This is a genomic window from Streptomyces achromogenes subsp. achromogenes, from assembly GCF_000720835.1.
Lineage (GTDB): Bacteria > Actinomycetota > Actinomycetes > Streptomycetales > Streptomycetaceae > Streptomyces > Streptomyces achromogenes.
Genome location: NZ_JODT01000010.1, coordinates 159004 through 177921, shown reverse-complemented (window position 1 = coordinate 177921; position 18918 = coordinate 159004). Strand labels below are relative to the sequence as shown.

Annotated in this window: 1 protein-coding gene; it reads right to left on the bottom strand. The window is 76.5% G+C overall.

Annotation, left to right across the window (positions count from 1 at the left end):
* Positions 1 to 4: 4 nt before the first annotated feature.
* Positions 5 to 18757 (bottom strand): non-ribosomal peptide synthetase, encoded by an 18753-nt coding sequence (locus IH25_RS0112380; RefSeq protein ID WP_030607525.1) that lies wholly within the window; start codon positions 18755 to 18757, stop codon positions 5 to 7.
* Between the last annotated feature and the right edge of the window lie 161 nt (positions 18758 to 18918).

Genomic DNA, 18918 nt, shown 5'->3' with positions numbered 1-18918 from the left:
ATCCTCACCGTTCGTCGTGGTCGGGGCCGCCGTACGCGGCGTCTTCGTCATCGGGTCCGCCGTGGGCGGGGTCTGGTCCGTCACCGCCGTACGCGGCGGCCTCCAGTTCGCTCAGCACCTGTTCCTCCACGAGTTCCGCCAGGGCGGCGACCGTGCGGGAGACCAGGACGTCGCGGGGGGTGAGCGTGACGCCGAACGCGTCGTTGGCGCGGGAGGCGATGAGCAGGGCGCGCAGGGAGTCGCCGCCGAGCAGGAAGTAGTCGTCCTCGGCGCCCACGGCCGTCTGGAGGGTCTCCTCCCAGAGGGCGGCCAGTGCCTCCTCGGTGGGCGTGCGGGGCGCCACGTACTCCGGCCGCTCCCGCTCCTCCTCGGCCGGTGCCGGGGCGGGCAGCGCGGTCCGGTCGGTCTTGCCGTTCTCGGTGAGCGGGAAGCGGTCCAGCACCACGAACGCCGACGGCACCATGTACCCGGGCAGCGAGCGGGCGGCCAGCTCGCGCAGGGCGGCGGCGGTGGGCGGTTCGGCGCCGGGGGCCGTGAGCAGGTGGGCGACCAGGCGCGGCAGGCCGGGCTCCTCCTCCCGTACGGTCACCACGGCGTCCAGCACGCCCGGATGGCGCACCAGGACGGCCTCGACCTCGCCCGCCTCGATGCGGTGGCCGCGCAGTTTGAGCTGGTGGTCGGTGCGGCCCAGGTAGTGCAGTTCCCCGGCGCCGTCCCGGCGCACCAGGTCGCCGGTGCGGTACATGCGGGTGCCGGGCGGCCCGAACGGGTCGGCGCGGAACCGGGCGGCGGTCAGTCCGGGCCGGCCGAGGTAGCCGCGGGCCAGCGACGGTCCGCTCAGCCACAGTTCGCCGGGCACGCCGTCGGGGACCGGCCGCAGCCGGGCGTCGAGGACGTAGGCGCCGGTGGCGGGCAGCGGGCGGCCGATGGGCGGCGCGCCGCCGTCCGGTTCCAGCGGGGCGGACCAGGTGGCGACGACGGTGGCCTCGGTGGGGCCGTAGGAGTTGACCATGCGGTGGTGCGGGGCCCAGCGGGCGACGAGTTCCGCGCCGCACGCGTCGGCGCCGACGATCAGGGTCTTCAGGTCCGGCAGGGTGCCGGGGGTGTCCGCGGGCAGGGTGGCGAGCGCGGCCGGCGGCAGCAGGGTGTGCGTGACACCTCCGGCGCGCAGTACGCCGGCGAGTTCGGCGCCGAGCAACGGGCCGGGCCGGGGGACGACGAGCCGGGCGCCGTGCGGCAGGGACATGCACAGCTCCAGCACGGAGGCGTCGAAGCTGGGCGTGGCGAAGGCCAGCACCCGGTCCCCGGCGGCGACTTGGTAGTGGGCGGCCTCGGCGGCGCTGAACGCGGCGAGGCCCCGGTGGGTGACGACGACCCCCTTGGGGGTGCCGGTGGAGCCGGAGGTGTAGATGACGTAGGCCGGGTCGTCCGGGTCGAGCGGGCGGGTCCGGTCGGCGTCGGTGGGCCGGTGTCCGGGGGCGTCGTCCGGGGGTGCGGCGAGCAGGGCGGCGATCTCCTTGGCGTCCAGGGTGAGGGCGGGGGCGGCGTCGCGCAGCATCAGGGCGATCCGCTCCTCGGGGTAGGCGGGATCCACCGGCAGGAACGCGGCGCCGGACTTGGCCACCGCGAGCTGGGCCAGCACCATGTCCGCCGAGCGGGGCAGCAGCAGCGCGACGAGGTCGCCGGGCCCGGCGCCCCGGGCGATGAGCCGGTGGGCGAGCCGGTTGGCCCGCACCTCGGCCTCCGCGAAGGTGAGCAGCGTGCCGGGGGCGTCGAGCGCGGGCGCGGTGGGCCACCGGTCGACGGCGGCTTCCACGAGCGCGGGCAGGGTGGCGGCGGGCACCGGGTCGAGCGCGGGCCGGGACGGGCCGCGCAGCAGCCGTGCGCGGTGTGCGGGCGGGAGCACATCCAGGTCGTCGAGGCGGGCGGTGTCGTCCGGGGCGGCCAGCGCGTGCAGGGTGTGCAGCAGCTGTTCCGCCATCGAGTCGGCGGTCGCCCGCTCGAAGTACCGGGGGTCGTAGCCGAGTTCGACGGTGAGCCGGTCGCCGGGCGAGACGACCACGGTGAGCGGGTAGTTGGTGGCCTCCCGGGCGTCCAGGTCGCGCAGCGCGAGTCCGTGCGCGCCCGCGGTGGTGTCCCCGACCGGATAGTTCTCGAACACCACCAGGCTGTCGAAAAGGGGTGTCTGCGGCGGGAGTTCGGTGTAGGAGTGCAGCGCGCTCAGGGGCAGGTGGTCGTGGCGGCGGTCCTCGGACCGGGCCTCCTGGAGGGCGCGCAGCCAGGTGTCGCGGCGGGCGGTGCCGTCGACCTCGGTGCGGGCGGGCAGCGTGGTGATGAACAGGCCGGTGATGGTGTCGGCGCCGGGCAGTGCGGCGGGCCGCCCGGAGACGGTGGTGCCGAAGCAGACCTCCCGCTCCCCGCTCCACCTCGCCAGCAGCAGCGCCCAGGCACCCTGGACCAGGGTGTTGAGGGTGAGGCGGTGGCGGCGGGCGAACTCGTGCAGGCTCCGCGTCTGTCCGGGGTCGAGCCGCCGGGACAGCCAGGTGCCGGAGCGGGCGGTGTGGCCGGGGGCGGGCCGCCGGTCGTACGGCAGCGGGGTCGGGGCGCCGAACCCGGCCAGCGTGTCGCGCCAGTGTTCCTCGGCGGCGGCGGTGTCGCGGGCGGCGAGCCAGGCGGCGTAGTCCGCGAACGGCCGGCGCTCGGGCAGCCGGGGTCGCTCGCCCCGGGTGAGGGCGGCGTGCGCGGCCATGACGTCGGACAGCACGTGGAAGACGCTCCAGCCGTCCAGCAGGACGTGGTGGAAGGTCCACACGACCCGGACCGCGTCCGGGCCGAGCCGGACCAGGGCGAGCCGCAGCAGCGGGGCCCGGTCCAGGGCGAGGCCGCGGGCCCGCTCGTCGGCGAGCAGCCGCTCCAGCTCCGCCGTGTGCCGTGCGGCCGGCAGCGCGCTCCAGTCGTGCTCGGTGACCGGCAGGCTCACGTGCCGGTGGACGATCTGGAGGGGCACCGGCACGCCGTGCAGGGCGACGGAGGTGCGCAGGACGGGGGTGCGGTCGACCACGTGCCGCCAGGCCTCGGCCAGCGTCGCGGGGTCGTGCGCGCCGTCGGCCACGAAGGTGATCTGCTCGACGTAGAGGCCGTGTTCGGCCTCGTCCAGGCCGTGCATCACCATGCCGGTCTGGGTGGGTGTGAGCGGGTAGACGTCCGTGACGCCGGTGCCGTCGCCGACGAGCCGGTCCACGGCGGCCTGGTCCAGCGGGGCGAGCGGGAAGTCTGAGGGGGTGCGCCCGCCCGCGCCGGGTTCGGCGCAGTGCCGGATGATCGCGCGCAGTTCCTCCGTCAGCTCGGCCGCCAGCCGGGCGACGGTCTCCCGCCGGTGCCGCCCGCGCGAGTACGACCAGGTGAACTCCAAGCGGTCCTCGGTGACTTGGCCGAGGATGTCGAGGAGGTGCGGCCGGTCCGCCGAGCGGTCCATGCCGCCGGTGAGGCCGCCGAGGGGGGCGTGCAGCAGTCCGCCGGGGGCGGGGGCCGCGTCCGGCCGGCCCAGGTAGTTGAAGCAGACCGGCGGCAGGGCGGGCAGGTCACGGCCGGCGGTGGGGCGCAGGTGGCGCAGCGCGCCGTAGCCGAGTCCGCCGTGCGGTACGGCCCGCAAGGTCTCCTTGACGGACTTCAGCGCGGTGCCGATGCCGGCGTCCCGGGGCACGTCCAGGGCGACCGGGTACATCGCGGTGAACCAGCCGGTGGTGCGGGCCAGGTCGGCGTCCTCGAACAGCTCCTCGCGGCCGTGGCCCTCCAGGGTCACCGCCACCCGGTCCCGGCCGGTGAAGCGGGCCAGGACCCGGCCCAGCGCGGTGAGCAGCACGTCGTTGACGCGGGTGCGGTACGCCTCGGGCACGTCCTGGAGCAGCCGGCGGGTCTCCTCGGCGTCGAGTCCGGCGGTCACGGCGTCCTCGTCGGCGACGGTGTTCGGGCCGCCGGGGTGGTCGACGGGCAGCGTGGTGCCGGTGTCCGTCCCCTGCCAGTACGGGAGTTCGGCGTCGAAGCCGCCCGCCTCGGTGTGTGCGGCGAGCCGCCGGGCCCAGTCCCGGAACGCGGTGCTCTTCGCGGGGAGGGCGGGCCGTCCGCCGTCCCGCAGCGCACGGTAGGCGGCGTCCAGGTCCTCCAGGACCAGCCGCCAGGAGACGGCGTCCACGACCAGGTGGTGGGCGGCCAGCAGCAGCACCGGGCGCGCACCGCCGGCCGGGTCCGTTCCGCCGGCCGGGCGGCACAGCGCAGCCCGCAGCAGCGGCCCGCCGGCCAGGTCGAACCCGGCGCCGAGGGTCTCGGCCACCGCCGCCGGGTCCGCCCCGTGGTGCACCTCCAGATGCGGGTCCAGCTCCCCGGGCGGGGTGCCGTACTGCCGCAGGCTTCCGTCCGCCTGGCGCTCGTAGCGCATCCGCAGCGCGTCGTGGTGCTCCAGTACGACGGCCAGGGCGGCCCGCAGCAGCGTCTCGTCGGGGTCGGCGGCCAGCTCGTGGGCGACCGTCTGGCTGAAGTGGGCGGGGTCGCCGGTGAGTGTGGACAGCAGCCAGTGCTGTACGGGGGTGAGCGGGGTGTCGCCGGTCACCGGGCCCTGCTCGGCGGTGACGGTGGAGACCGGCAACCGCTCGGCCGCGGCGGCCAGTTCGGCGAGGGTCTGGTGGGTGAACAGGTGCCGGGGGGTCAGCGCGAGACCGGCCCGGCGGGCGGCGGACACGATGCGGATGCCGAGGACGGAGTCGCCGCCGAGTGTGAAGTAGTTGTCCTCCGCGCCGACTTCGGGCACGCCCAGTACCTCGGTCCAGATCGCGGCGAGGGTCCGCTCGGCCTCGGTACGCGGCGGCCGCCCGGCCGTACCGGTGGCCGGCGCGGCCCACTCGGGCACCGGCAGCGCCCGCCGGTCGAGCTTGCCGGTGGCCCCCAGCGGCAGCCGCTCCAGCGGGACGACGAGGGCGGGGACGAGGTGGTCGGGCAGGCTGCGGGCGAGGAAGGCCCGCAGCTCGGCGGGGTCGGGGCCGACCGGACGGGTCCCCGGCAGGCCGGCCGCGCCGGTGGACCCGGCTGACACCGGCACCCCGGAACCGTCCGCCGAGGCCGGTGTACGCGGCACCACGTAGCCCACGAGGCGGCGGTGTCCGGCGTGTTCGATCACGCGTGCCGCCGCCGCGGCCACGGCCGGGTGGCGGGCGAGCGCGGCCTCGACCTCGCCGAGTTCGATGCGGAAGCCGCGCACCTTCACCTGGTCGTCGCCGCGGCCGAGGTAGACGAGGTCGCCGTCGGCCGTCCAGCGGACCAGGTCGCCGGTGCGGTACATGCGGCTGCCGGGCGGGCCGAACGGGTCGGGCAGGAAGCGGGCGGCGGTCAGGCCGGGGCGGCCGAGGTAGCCGCGGGCGACACCGGTCCCGGCGAGGAACAGCTCGCCGGGCACGCCGACGGGCACCGGGCGCATCCGTTCGTCCAGGACGTGGGCGCGGGCGCCGCCGAGCGGGCGGCCGATCGGCGGGTCCCGGTCGGGGTCGGCCGGGTCGCAGGTGAAGGCGGTGGCGTAGACGGTGGCTTCGGTGGGGCCGTAGATGTTGCGCACCTCGCTGCCGGGGATGGCGTCGCGGACCCGGCGTACGGTCCGGGCGGGCAGCCCCTCCCCCGCGAGGACGACGGTGTCGGCGGTGATCCGTACGGCGTCCTCGGCGAGCAGCCGGTCCAGGGCCGAGGGGACCGCGCTGAGCAGTCCGGCGCGCCAGGGTCCGGGGCGCTCGGCGAGGGCCAGCAGGTCGCGGACGATCTCCACGCAGCCGCCGGACAGCAGCGGTGCGAAGATCTCGAAGACCGACACGTCGAAGTTGAGCGAGGTGGAGGCCACCACGTGGTGCAGTCCCCGCCCGGCGAACTCGGCCGCCGCCCAGTCGGTGAGGGCGAGCACGGAGGCGTGGCTGACGACGACGCCCTTGGGGCGGCCGGTGGAGCCGGAGGTGTGGATGACGTAGGCCGGGTGGCCGGGCAGCAGGGCGGTGTGCCGTTCGTCGTCGCCGACCGGGGTGTCCGGTGCCTCGGATGCCGTGTCGTCGAGCAGGATCCGGGTGAAGGGGCCCTCGGGGAGCCGGCCTTCGGTCTCGGCGGCGGTGATCACGGCGTCGGGCCGTACGTCCTCGAAGAGGAACGCGACGCGCTCGGCCGGGTACTGGGGGTCGACGGGCAGATAGCCGGCGCCGCTCTTGAGCACCGCGAGGAGCGCGGTGACCAGGCCGGTGGTGCGGGGCAGGCAGAGGGCGACGAAGCGTTCGGGTCCGGCGCCGGCGGCGATGAGCCGCCGGGCCAGCCGGTTGGAGCGGGCGTCGAGTTCCCGGTAGGTGAGCACCTGGTCGCCGTGGCGGACGGCCGGGGCGTCGGGGGTGCGCTCGGCCTGCCGGCGGAATACGTCGGGCAGGGTGCCCCGGGGTGCCTCGGTGGTCCGTCCGCCGAACCGGGCCACCAGCGCGCGTCCCTCGGCCGCGTCCAGCAGCGGCAGGTCGGCCGGTCGGCGGTCGAGACCGCCGGCCATGCCGGTGAGCAGGGTGCGCAGGCTCTCGCCGAGCGCGGTGACCGTGGTGGTGTCGAAGGCGGCCGGGTCGTAGTCCAGGTTCACGGTGAGGGTGTCGCCGGGCGCGACGACCACGCTGAGCGGGTAGTTGGTCGGCTCCAGGTCCCGCTCCGGTTCCATGGTGAGGCCGTGCCGGGCCGGTGCGTCCGCGTCGAAGGGGTAGTTCTCGAAGACCACGAGGGAGTCGAACAGGCTGGTACCGCCGGGCAGTTCGCTCCAGGACTGGACCTGGGCGAGCGAGACGAAATCGTGGCGGCGGGCCTCGGACTGCGCGGTCTGGATCTCCCGCAGCCACTCGGGCAGCGGGCGCGAGCCGTCGACGTGGACGCGGGTGGGCAAGGTGTTGATGAACAGGCCCACCATCGTGGTGACGCCGGGCAGTTCGGCGGGCCGTCCGGAGACGGTGGTGCCGAACACCACGTCGTTGCCGCCGCCGTAGCGGGACAGCAGCAGCGCCCAGGCGCCCTGGAGCACGGTGTTGAGGGTGAGCCCGTGGCGCTGGGCGGTCTCCCGCAGCCGGGCGGAGAGGTCCGGGCCGAGGGTCATGCGCACGGATCCGGAGGAGGAGGTGCGGTGGGCCTCGGCGGGCCGCCGGTCGCGGGGCAGTGCGGTGGGGGCCTGGAAACCCGCCAGGGTGGTGCGCCAGTACCGCTCGGCCTGGCCGGTGTCGCGTCCGGCGAGCCAGCGCAGATAGTCCGCGAAGGGCCGGCGCTCGGGGAGGTGCGGGCGGTGCCCGGAGGTCAGGGCGGCGTACCGCTCGCACACCTCCTCGAAGACCTGGGCGGCGCTCCAGCCGTCGAGCAGGACGTGGTGGAAGGTCCACACCAGGCGGACCCGGTCCGGGGCCAGCCGGATCAGGGTCAGCCGCATGAGGGGCGCGGCGGCGAGGTCGATCCCCCGCTCACGGTCCTCGGCGAGCAGCCGGTCCAGTTCGGACGCGCGGCGTTCGTCGGGCCATGCGGACCAGTCGTGGTGGGTGACGGGCACGGTGGCGCGGTGCCGGACGACCTGGAGGGGTTCGGGGGTCTCCTGCCAGACCAGGCCGGTGCGCAGCACGGGGTTGGCGTCGGCGGTGTGCTGCCAGGCCTCGGCGAGCGCGTGCGGATCGGTGACGCCGGCCAGCACGAGCTGGACCTGGTTGACGTAGGTGCGGCCGGCGGGGTCGAGCAGGCTGTGGAAGAGCATGCCCTCCTGCATCGGCGTGAGCGGGTAGATGTCCTGCACGTCCCGGCCGTCGCCGGCGATGTGGTCCACGGCGGCCTGGTCGAGCCGGGCCAGCGGGAAGTCCGACGGGGTGCGGCCGCCCGCGCCGGGGCGGGCGCAGTGGGCGACGATGCCGCCGAGCGCGTCCAGCATGCCCTCGGCGAGGGCGGTGACGGTGTCCTCGCGGTGGCGTCCGCCGCTGTAGTACCAGGTGATCTCCAGCCGGTCGTCCTCGACGCGGGCCACGACGTCCAGCAGGTGCGGCCGCTCGGTGTCCGGTGCCTCCGCGCCGCCCAGGCCGCCGGGCACCGCCCGGACCAGGGCGGCGTCGTCGGCGGACCAGTCGAAGCGGCCCAGGTAGTTGAAGCTGATGCCGGGTTCGGGGGTGCCGGTGAGCCGTGGGTCGCGGGCCAGGTGGCGCAGCACGCCGTAGCCGAGGCCGCGGTCGGGTACGGCCCGCAGCTGTTCCTTCACCGACTTCAGCGCGGTGCCCCAGTCCCCCGCCGGGACGGTCAGGGCGACCGGGTGGAGCGCGGTGAACCAGCCGACCGTGCGGGACAGGTCGACGTCGTCGGCCCACTGGTCCTCGCGGCCGTGTCCCTCCAGGCCGACGGCGACGGTGGCGCGCCCGGTCCAGTCGGCGAGGGTCCGGCCCAGCGCGGTGAGCAGCACGTCGTCCACGCGGGTGCGGTAGACGCCGGGCACCCGGCGCAGCAGGGCGTCGGTGTGCTCGCGGTCGAGCCGTACGGTCACCTCGCGGACGTCGGCCGTGGTGTTGCCGCCGGCGAGGTCCACGGGCAGCGGCTCGGCGCACGCGCGGACGGTCCGCTCCCAGTGGGGCAGTTGCCCGGTGAGGTCTCTCTCGCGCAGCCGGCGGACCCACTCGGCCGCGGACGTGGTGCGGGCGGGCAGCCGTACGGGCTCGCCGGCGGCGGCCTGCCGGTAGGCGGTCTCCAGGTCCTCCAGCAGGATCCGCCAGGAGACGCCGTCGACCACCAGGTGGTGGGCGACGAGCAGCAGCCGGGCGGGCCCGGTGCCGTCGGCGGTGAACAGCCGGGCGACGAACAACGGGCCCGTCTCCAGGTCGAGTCGGCCGTGGGCCGCCGCCGTGACGGCTACCTCGTCCCGCCGGTCGTGGACCTGGAGCAGTTCGGGGGCGGGGCTGTCGTGGGCGGTGATGTCCTGGTGCCAGGCGCCGTCGCGGTCGCAGCGGAACCGGGCGCGCAGGGCGTCGTGGTGGCTCCACAGCGCGGCGAGGGCGCGGCGCAGGGCGTCCTCGTCCACCGGGCCGGGCGCTTCGACCACGACGGACTGGTTGAAGAAGGCGGGCTGCGCGGGCCGGGCGTCCAGGAACCAGTGCTGGATCGGGGTGAGGCCGGCCGGTCCGGCGACCGGCGCGGTGCCGGCGACGGCCGGTGCGGAAGCGCCGCCCGCGGCGGCCAGTTCGGCCACCGTGGGGTGCCGGAACAGGTCGCGGGGGGTGAGGGTGAGGCCGGCGGCGCGGGCCCGGGAGACCACCTGGATGCTGAGGATGGAGTCGCCGCCCAGCATGAAGAAGTTGTCGTCCACGCCGACGCGTTCGACGCCGAGCAGTTCGGCCCAGATCGCGGCGAGGGTGCGTTCGGTGTCGGTGCGCGGTTCGCGGTGGGTCCGTTCGGCGCCGGCCGCCCAGTCGGGGGCGGGCAGCCGCCGCCGGTCGACCTTGCCGTTGGCCGTCAGCGGCAGTTCGGGCACGGTGACGAACGCGGCGGGCAGCATGTAGTCGGGCAGTCCGGCCGCCAGGTGGGCGCGCAGCCCGGCGGCGGTGGGCACGTCGGCGCCTTCGGCCGGTACGAGGTGGGCGGCGAGCCGTTTGCGTCCGGCGTCCTCGTACAGGGAGACGACGGCCTCGGCGACGGCGGGGTGGGCGGTGAGGCGGGCCTCGATCTCGGCGGGTTCGACCCGGAAGCCGCGGATCTTGATCTGGTCGTCCGCGCGGCCGACGAAGTGCAGTTCGCCGTCGGCGCTCCAGCGTACGAGGTCGCCGGTGCGGTACATCCGGGTGCCGGGCGGGCCGTAGGGGTCGGCGACGTAGCGGGCGGCGGTCGCGCCCGGCCGGCCGGCGTAGCCCCGGGCCAGGCCCGCACCCGCGATGTACAGCTCACCGGGGACACCGGGCGGCTGGGGCTGGAGCGAGGCGTCCAGGACGTAGACGCGGGTGTTGTCCAGGGGGCGGCCGATGGGCAGGACGGCGGGCAGCGGGTCGCCGGAGCGGAAGACGCGGCGGGTGGCGAAGGTGGTGGTCTCGGTGGGGCCGTAGCCGTCCACGACGGTCAGTCCGGGGCAGGCGTCCAGGACCCGGCGGACCACCGCGCCGGGCACGGCCTCGCCGCCGGTCCACACCTCGCGGGCGCCGCGCAGGCAGCCGGGGTCCTCCTGGGCGAGCAGCCGGAACAGGCCGGCGGTCAGCCACAGGCAGGTCACGCCCCGCTCGGTGACGGCGCGGCGGACCTGGGCGGCGTCGAGGCCGGCGGGCGGGGCGAGGACGGCGGTGCCGCCGCGCAGCAGCGGCACCCACACCTCGTAGGTGGCGGCGTCGAAGGCGTGCGGCGAGTGCACGAGGACCCGGTCGTGCCCGGCGAAGGCCCGGTCCAGGGCGAGCGCGACGACGTCCCGCTGCCGCACCGCGACCCCCTTGGGGGTGCCGGTGGAGCCCGAAGTGAACATCAGGTACTGGACGTTGTCGGGGTGGACGGTGTGCGCGGGCCCGGGGCCGGGTGCGCCGGAGGTGTCGTCCACCCGCAGGATGCCGCCGCCGGGCAGCAGGTCGCGGGCCGTCCGCTCCCGGCCGGCGTCGGTGAGCAGCAGGTCCGCGCCCGCCTCCGTGAGCATCCGGCGCAGCCGGTCGGCCGGGGCCCTGCCGTCCAGCGGCACGTACACGCCGCCGGTGCGCACGAGGGCCAGCTGGGCGGTGATCAGCTCCGCCGACCGGTCCATGAGCACGCCGACCGGGCGTTCCGGCCGTACTCCGAGTCCGGCCAGGCGGGCCGCCAACTCGCCTGCGCGGGCATCGAGTTCACGGTAGGTGAGACGGGTGTCCCCGGTGTCCAGGGCCACGGCGTCGGGGGTGCGGCGCACCTGCGCGGCGAAGAGGGCGGCGACGGTGGTGTCGGGCAGGTCGGTGGCGGTGTCGTTCCAGGCGTCCAGCACCTGCGCGCGGCGGTCCGGGGCGAGCAGGGGCAGCCGGGCGGGCGGGCGGTGGGCGCCGGCGGGCAGGTGGGTGAGCAGGACGGTCAGGTACTCGGCCAGGCGCTCGGCCGTCGCGGTGTCGAACAGGGCGGGGTCGTAGCCGAGCCGCAGGGTGAGCTCCGGGCCCGGGTAGGCGGTCAGGCTCAGCGGGTAGTTGGTGGTCTCGACGCCTTCCAGACCGCTGAGGCGCAGCCCGTGGGCGGCGGCGAGGCCGTCGTCGACCGGGTAGTTCTCGAAGACCACGATGCTGTCGAAGAGTCCGGCGCGCTCGGGGAGTTCGGTGAACGTCCGCAGCCGGGTGAGCGGCAGGTGGTCGAAGCGGCGGTCCTCGCTCTGGTCGTGCTGGAGGGCGCGCAGCCAGTCCAGCAGGGTGCCGTGGCCGGGGACGGTGACCCGGGTGGGCAGGGTGGTGATGAACAGGCCGGTCATGGTGTCGGCGCCGGGCAGCTCGGGCGGCCGTCCGGCGACGGTGGTGCCGAACACCGCCTCGTCCCGGCCCGCCTGCCGGGCCAGCAGCAGCGCCCAGGCGCCCTGTACCAGGGTGTTGAGGGTGAGGCCGCAGGTGCGGGCCAGCTCCTGGAGCGCCCGGGTGGCGGCCGGGGGCAGCGCGCGGCGCACGGCGTGGGTGGACTCGGCGCGGTGGGCCTCGCGCGGCTCGCGGTCGTACGGCAGCGGGGTGGCCTCGGTCAGCCCGGACAGGCGGCGGCGCCAGTGCCGTTCGGCCGGGGCGGGGTCGCGTCTGCGCAGCCAGGCCACGTAGTCCCGGTGCGGCGGGCGGTGCGGGAGGGTGTCGGGGTCGGCCCCGGCGTGGTGGGCGAAGACGTCCGAGAGGACCTGGAACATGCTCCAGCCGTCCAGCAGCAGATGGTGGAAGGTCCACACCACGCGCACCGCGGTCCCGGAGAGGCGGGCCAGGAGCAGGCGCTGGAGCGGGGCCCGGCCGAGGTCGATGCCCTCGGCGCGGTCCCGGGCGAGCAGGTCGGCCAGGCGGGCGCGGCGCTCGTCCTCGGTCAGGTCGCGCCAGTCCAGGTGGGTGACCGGCAGGTCGGCGTGGCGCGCCACCACCAGCAGCGGCTCGGGCACGTCCTGCCAGACGACCCGGGAGCGCAGCGTCTCGGTGCGGTCGGTCACGTGCTGCCAGGCGGCGGCGAGGGCGCCCGGGTCGGGCACGCCGTCGAGGACGAACGTCAGCTGCTGGAGGTAGACGCCGCGGTCGTCCTGGGACAGGCCGTGGAAGAGCATGCCGGCCTGGGTGGGGGTGAGCGGGTACACGTCCGCCACCGCCGCCGGGTCCGGGCCGGTGATCCGGTCGACGGCGGCCTGGTCGAGCCGGGCCAGCGGGAAGTCGGACGGGGTGCGGCCCGCGGCACCCGGGCGGGCGGCGTACCGGGCCAGGTCGGCGAGCGCGGCGGCGAACCGCCCGGCGAGTCCGGCGACCTCCTCCTCGCGCTGCGGCCCGTCGGCGTAGAACCAGGTGAACTCCAGCGCGCCGTCCGTGAGGTGCCCGACGACCTCCAGGGCGTGCGGGCGTGGGGCGGCCGGGTCGGCGTCCAGTTCCAGCGGGCGTACGGTGCCCCGGTAGAGGCCGTCGGGGTCCTGCGGCAGCTCCATCCGGCCCAGGTAGTTGAAGCTGATCCGCGCGTCGGCGGTACGCGGTGCCGCCCCGGGACCGGCGAGCCGGCGCAGGGCGTCGTACCCGAGGCCGTGCCGGGGTACGGCGCGCAGCTGCTCCTTGACCCGCTTCAGTACGGTGTCCCAGCCGGCGTCCTCGGGGACGGCGAGCGCGACGGGGTACCGGGTGGTGAACCAGCCGGCCGTGCGGCTGATGTCCAGCTCGGGGAAGAGGTCCTCGCGGCCGTGTCCCTCGACGTCGACCAGTACCCGGTCCTGGCCGCTCCAGCCGCACAGGGCCCGACCGAGGGCGGCGAGCAGGACGTCGTTGGCCCGGGTGCGGTAGGTGTCGGGCAGGGTGCGCAGCAGCGCCGCGGTGTCCTCGGGGGTCAACCGTACGGTGTGCGCGCGCTGTTGGGCGTAGGTGCCGGCCGGGCCCGTCGGCAGCGCGGGGGCGGGCTCGGGAAGGGCCCCGGCCCAGTACGCGCGTTCGTCGTCGAAGCCGCCGTCGGCCGCGTGGGCGGCGAGCCGGTGGGCCCACTGGCGCAGCGGCGAGGACTTGGCGGGCAGCGCGGCGGCGCCGTCCCGGCCGGCGCGGCGGGCCCGGTAGGCGCGGTCCAGGTCCTCCAGCAGCAGCCGCCAGGTGACGCCGTCGACCACCAGGTGGTGGACGGCGAGGTGCAGCACCGGGGGCCGGCCGGTGCCGGTGTCGTGCAGCACGGCCCGGATCAGCGGTCCCCGGGCGAGGTCGAAGGGGCCGAAGTGGGGGGTGTCGGTCTCCGGTCCGGTGTGGCGGGCCAGGCGGAGGCGGGGCGCCCGTTCCTCGACCGTCCAGGCGGGCCGGCCGGCCGTGCCGTCGGCGGTGAAGCGGGAGCGCAGGGCGTCGTGGTGGGCGGCCAGGTCGTTCAGCGCGTCCTCGAGCGCGGCCGGGTCCAGGTCGTCGGGCAGCCGGACGGACAGCGCTTGGGCGAAGTGGCCGGCGTGTTCGGCGGCGGTGTCGAACAGCCAGTGCTGGATGGGGGTCAGCGGGGCGGTGCCGGTGGCCGCCCGCGGTGCGGGGGCGGCCTCGCGCGGGCCGCCGCCGGCGGCGTCCGCGCGGCGGGCCAGGGCGGCCACCGTCTGGTGCTGGTATACGTCCCGGGAGGTCAGTGGCAGGCCCTCCTGCCGGGCGCGGGCCACCACCTGGATGCTGAGGATCGAGTCGCCGCCGAGTTCGAAGAAGTTGTCGTCGACGCCGATCCGCTCCACCCGCAGCACCTCGGCCCAGATCGCGGCGAGCGCGCGCTCGGTGGGCGTGCGGGGCGCGACGTGCCGTACGGCGCGCGCGGCGGGCCCGGGGTCGGGGAGCCGGCCGCGGTCGAGCTTGCCGTTCGGGTTGAGCGGCAGGGCGTCCAGCACGACGACGGCCGTCGGGACCATGTAGTCGGGCAGCGTACGGCCCAGTTCCCGGCGTACGGCCTCGGGTTCGGTGCGCTGTCCGGCGGCCGGGACGACGTAGCCGATCAGGCGCCGGTGGCCGTCGCGGTCGGTGGCGGCGACGGCGGCGGCCTCGGCCACGCCGGCGCAGCCGCGCAGCGCCTCCTCCACCTCGCCCAGCTCGATGCGGAAGCCGCGGACCTTGACCTGCTGGTCGGTCCGGCCGACGTACTCCAGCGTGCCGTCGGCGCGGCGGCGCACCAGGTCGCCGGTGCGGTACATGCGCTCCCCCGGCGCGCCGAACGGATCGGCGACGAACCGGGCGGCGGTCAGTCCGGGACGGTTCAGGTAGCCGCGGGCCAGTCCACCGCCCCCGAGGTACAACTCGCCGGTGACGCCGACGGGTTGGGGCCGCAGGGCGCCGTCCAGGACGTAGGCCCGGGTGAGCGCCACCGGGGTGCCGATGGGCGGGGCCTGCCCGGGCAGCCGGTCCCCGGCGAACCAGGCGGTGGCGTACACGGTGGCCTCGGTGGGGCCGTAGATGTTGGCGATGCGGCAGCCGGGCAGGGCGGCGCGCAGCTCGTGCAGCGTCTGCGCGGGCAGGGCCTCGCCGGCGAGGACGACGGTGCCGGCGGTCACGGGTGCGGGGCCGGCCGCGAACAGCCGGGAGACGACGGACGGCACCCCGCTGAGCAGCCCGGCCCGCCGTGGTCCGGTGCCGTCGGCGAGGGCCGGCAGGTCGGCGACCACCTCGACGGTGCCGCCGGCCGTGAGCGGGCAGAGCAGTTCGAAGACGGAGACGTCGAAGTTGAGGGAGGTCGCGGCGATCACGTGGTCCAGCCCGTCGGCGCCGAACCGCTCCCCCGCCCACCGGGCCAGCGCGGCGACCGTGCGGTGGGTGACCACCACTCCCTTGGGGCGGCCGGTGGAGCCGGAGGTGTAGATGACGTACGCGGGGTGGTCCGGCAGCAGCGGGCGCAGCCGGTCGGCGTCGGTGAGGTCCGTGTCGGGCACCGCCGGGCCGGTGGTGTCCTCCAGGAACAGCGGGTCGCAGTCCGGGGGCAGCGCGGCGGCGGTCTCCCGGGTGGCGATGACGAGGGCGGGCCGGGCGTCGTCGAGCATGAGCCGGACCCGCTCGGCCGGGTAGCCGGGGTCGACGGGGAGGTAGGCGGCGCCCGCGGTGAGCACCGCCCACAGCACGGGCACGAGGTCGGCGGTGCGCGGCAGGCACAGCGCGACCAGGGTCTCCGGACCCGCGCCGCGCGCTATGAGCCGCCGGGCCAGCCGGTTGGCACGCCGGGCCACCTCGGCGTAGGCCAGCCGGTCCGGTCCGCAGACCACCGCCGTACGGCCGGGGGTGCGGGCCGCCTGGGCGTGCAGCAGCTCGGGCAGCGTGGCGTGCCCGGTCTCCCGGAGCCGGCGGGCGGGCGGGTTCCAGCTGTCCACCAGCGTGCGCCGCTCAGCGGCGGAGAGCATGGGCAGTTCGGCCAGGGTGCGGCCCGGGCCGTCCGCCATGCCCTCCAGCAGGCGGTGCAGATGGCCGGTCATCCGGGCCACGGTCGCCGCGTCGAACAGGTCCGTGTTGAACTCGACGGTCAAGGCCGAGCCGCCGTCCGGGTCCGGGGTGAACTCCAGGACCAGGTCGAAGCGGGCGGCCGGGCGGGGCAGCGGGTGCTCGGCCAGGCCGAGGCCCCCGGCGAGCGGCGGCACGGGCAGCGGGCTCTGCTGGACGACGAGCGCCTGGACCAGCGGGGTGCGGCTGGGGTCGCGGGGCGGGGCGAGTTCCTCCACCACCCGGTCGAAGGGCACGCCGTCGTGGGCGAAGGCGTCCAGCACGGTCGTCCGCATGCTCTCCACGAACCGGTCCACGGTGACCCGCTCGTCCACCTCGCCGCGCAGTACCACCGTGTTGGCGAAGAACCCGGGCACGTCCTCCAGGTCCCGCCGGCCGCGCCCGGTGGTGACGGTGCCGAAGGCGATGTCCCGCTGTCCGGAGTAGCGGGAGAACAGCAGTGCGGCGGCGCCCGCGAACAGGGTGAACAGCGTGGTGCCGCGCCCGGCGGCCAGGTGGCGCAGCCGGTTCGTCAACTCGGCGGGCAGGGCGTGCCGGTGCGCCGCGCCCGCCGTGGTGCGCACGGCGGGCCGCGGCCGGTCCGTGGGCAGCTCCAGCTGCTGGAGTCCCGCCAAGTGCCGCTTCCAGTAGACGAGATCGGCGGTGTCCGCGCCGTCGGTCCGCTGCCGTCGCTCCCACAGCGCGAAGTCCGGGTACTGCACGGCGGGTTCGGGCAGCCCGGCGGGCTCGCCGGTGGTCTCGGCGTGGTAGAGGGCGGCGAGTTCGCGGATGAGGACGCCCACCGACCAGCCGTCGGTGACGATGTGGTGCTGGGCCAGGAGCAGTACATGCTCCTCGGCACCCAGCCGGACGAGCAGGGCCCGGGTGAGCGGACCGGCCGCCAGGTCGAAGGGCCGCTCCAACTCCTCGGTGAGCAGCGCCTCGACGGCCTCCTCGGCGTCCGGCGCGCCGGAGAGGTCGGCCGTCCGCAGCGGCAGCTCCGGTTCCGGGGCGACCCGCTGGACGCCCTGGCCGTCGGCGGTGGCGAAGGTGGTGCGCAGGGAGGCGTGGCGGGCCGCGAGCCGGTGCAGGGAGCGGCGCAGCGCGTCCGGGTCCAGGGCGCCGCGCAGCCGCAGGGCCACACCGGTGTTGTACTCGGTGCCGCCGCCGGAGAGGTCGTCCAGGTACCACAGCCGCCGCTGCGCGCTGGACAGCGGCAGGGCGTCCCCGGCCGGGGCCGGCGGGATCGGCTCCGGGGCCGTGGCGGCCGACGGGTCGGCGAGCAGCGGGGCCAGGGCGGCGACGGTGCGCGCGGTGAACACGTCCCGCAGGGTCAGCCGGACGCCCAGTTCGTCCCGGACCCGGGCGAGCACCCGGGCCGCGAGCAGGGACTCGCCCCCGAGGTCGAAGAAGTCGTCGGTCACCCCGACCGCGTCGACGCCCAGCACCTCGGCCCAGATCCCGGCGAGCACCCGCTCCCGCTCCGACCGGGGCGCCACCCGCCCGGCCGCGGCCGTACGCTCCGGCGCGGGCAACGCCCTCCGGTCGATCTTGTGCTGCGGGGTGAGCGGCATGCGCTCCAGCACCACGACGACGGCGGGCACCATGTGCGCGGGCAACAGACCGGCTACGGCGGCACGGAGGGCTGCGGGATCGAGCGGCTCGGCGGGGGTGGCTGGGGCGGCGCCATTACGGGGCTCCCCGGCGTCGGTCGAGGCGGCGGAGGGTGCCGCCGGTCGTCCCGCCGGGGTGACGTAGGCGACGAGGCGCCGGTGGCCCGGATCGTCCTCGCGGACCACGACCACCGCCTCGCCGACCGCCCCGCCGCCGGCGCGCCGCAGGGCCGCCTCGATCTCGCCGGGCTCGACGCGGAAGCCGCGGATCTTCACCTGCCGGTCCAGCCGGCCCAGGAACTCCAGTTCCCCGTCGGCGGTCCAGCGCGCCCGGTCCCCCGTGCGGTACAGCCGGGCGCCGGGCGCGCCGAAGGGGTCGGCGACGAACCGGGCCGCGGTCAGGCCCGGCCGGCCCAGGTACCCCCGGGCCACCGCGTCGCCGCCGACGAACAACTCCCCGTCGGCGCCGGGCGGCACGGGCCGCATGGCGGCGTCCAGGACGTACACCCGCGTGTGCGGCAGGGCACCGCCGATCGTCGGGGTGCCCCGGCCGGCGGTGAGCGGCCCGGTCCAGGTGGCGACGATGGTGGCCTCGGTCGGACCATAGGAGTTGATCATGCGGCGGCCAGGTGCCCAGCGGTCCACGAGCCCCGCCGGGCAGGCCTCGGCGCCCACGATCAGCGTGCGCAGGTGGCGCGCGGTGCCCTGCGCGGGGTCGGGCAGGGTGGCCAGCGCGGCGGGCGGGATCAGGGCGTGGGTGATGCGGTACTCGTCCAGGACCGCCGCGAGTTCGTCGCCGAGCCACGGCCCGTGCGGCGGTACGACCAGCGTGGCGCCGCACAGGAGGGACACGCACAGCTCCAGCACGGAGGCGTCGAAGCTCGGCGAGGAGAACTGGAGCACCCGGTCACCGGGGCCCACCGCGTACCGTTCGGCGGCGGCCGAGGTGAATCCGCCCAGGCCGCGATGGGTGACCGTGACGCCCTTGGGGGTGCCGGTGGAGCCGGAGGTGTAGATGACGTACGCCGCGTGGCCGGCGTCGGCGCCGGCCCAGCGGTCGGTGCCGTGCTCGGCGGCCGGCGGCTCGCCCGTCTCCAGTTCCTCCAATAGTTCACCGACCCGGCGCGGATCGTCGAGGGTGACGGCGGGCCCGGCGTCGGCGAGCATCAGCGCCCGGCGCTCGGCGGGGTAGGCGGGGTCCACGGGCAGGAAGGCGGCGCCCGCCCGCGCGACGGCCAGCTCGGCCGCGATCAGCTCCATGGAGCGCGGCAGGACCAGGGCCACCACCCGGTCCGGCCCGGCTCCCCGCCGTACCAGATGGGCGGCCAGCCGCTCGGCCCGGGCGTCGAGTTCGCGGTAGGTCCAGGTCCGCCGCCCGTCGGTGAGGGCCGGTGCGTCCGGGGTGCGGGCCACCCAGGCGGTGAACAGCTCGCCGAGCGTCGGATGCGCCGGTGCCGCGCCGCTCTCCGGCAGGCCGGCGGCGGGACCGGCCTGCGGCAGGGAGGACGCCGGAGCGGGCTTGTCGTGCAGGTCCGTCATGGGTGAAGTCCTTTGGAGAGCGGGACGATACGGCGCGGGGCGACCCCGGTGACCCCGGGGCGGGGGAACGGGCGCGGGTCACCGGCGGTGCGTGACGGGGCGGCGGTGTGGAGCGGGACGGCGATGCGGGGAGGGGCGGCGGTACCCGGTGTCCGGGAGCG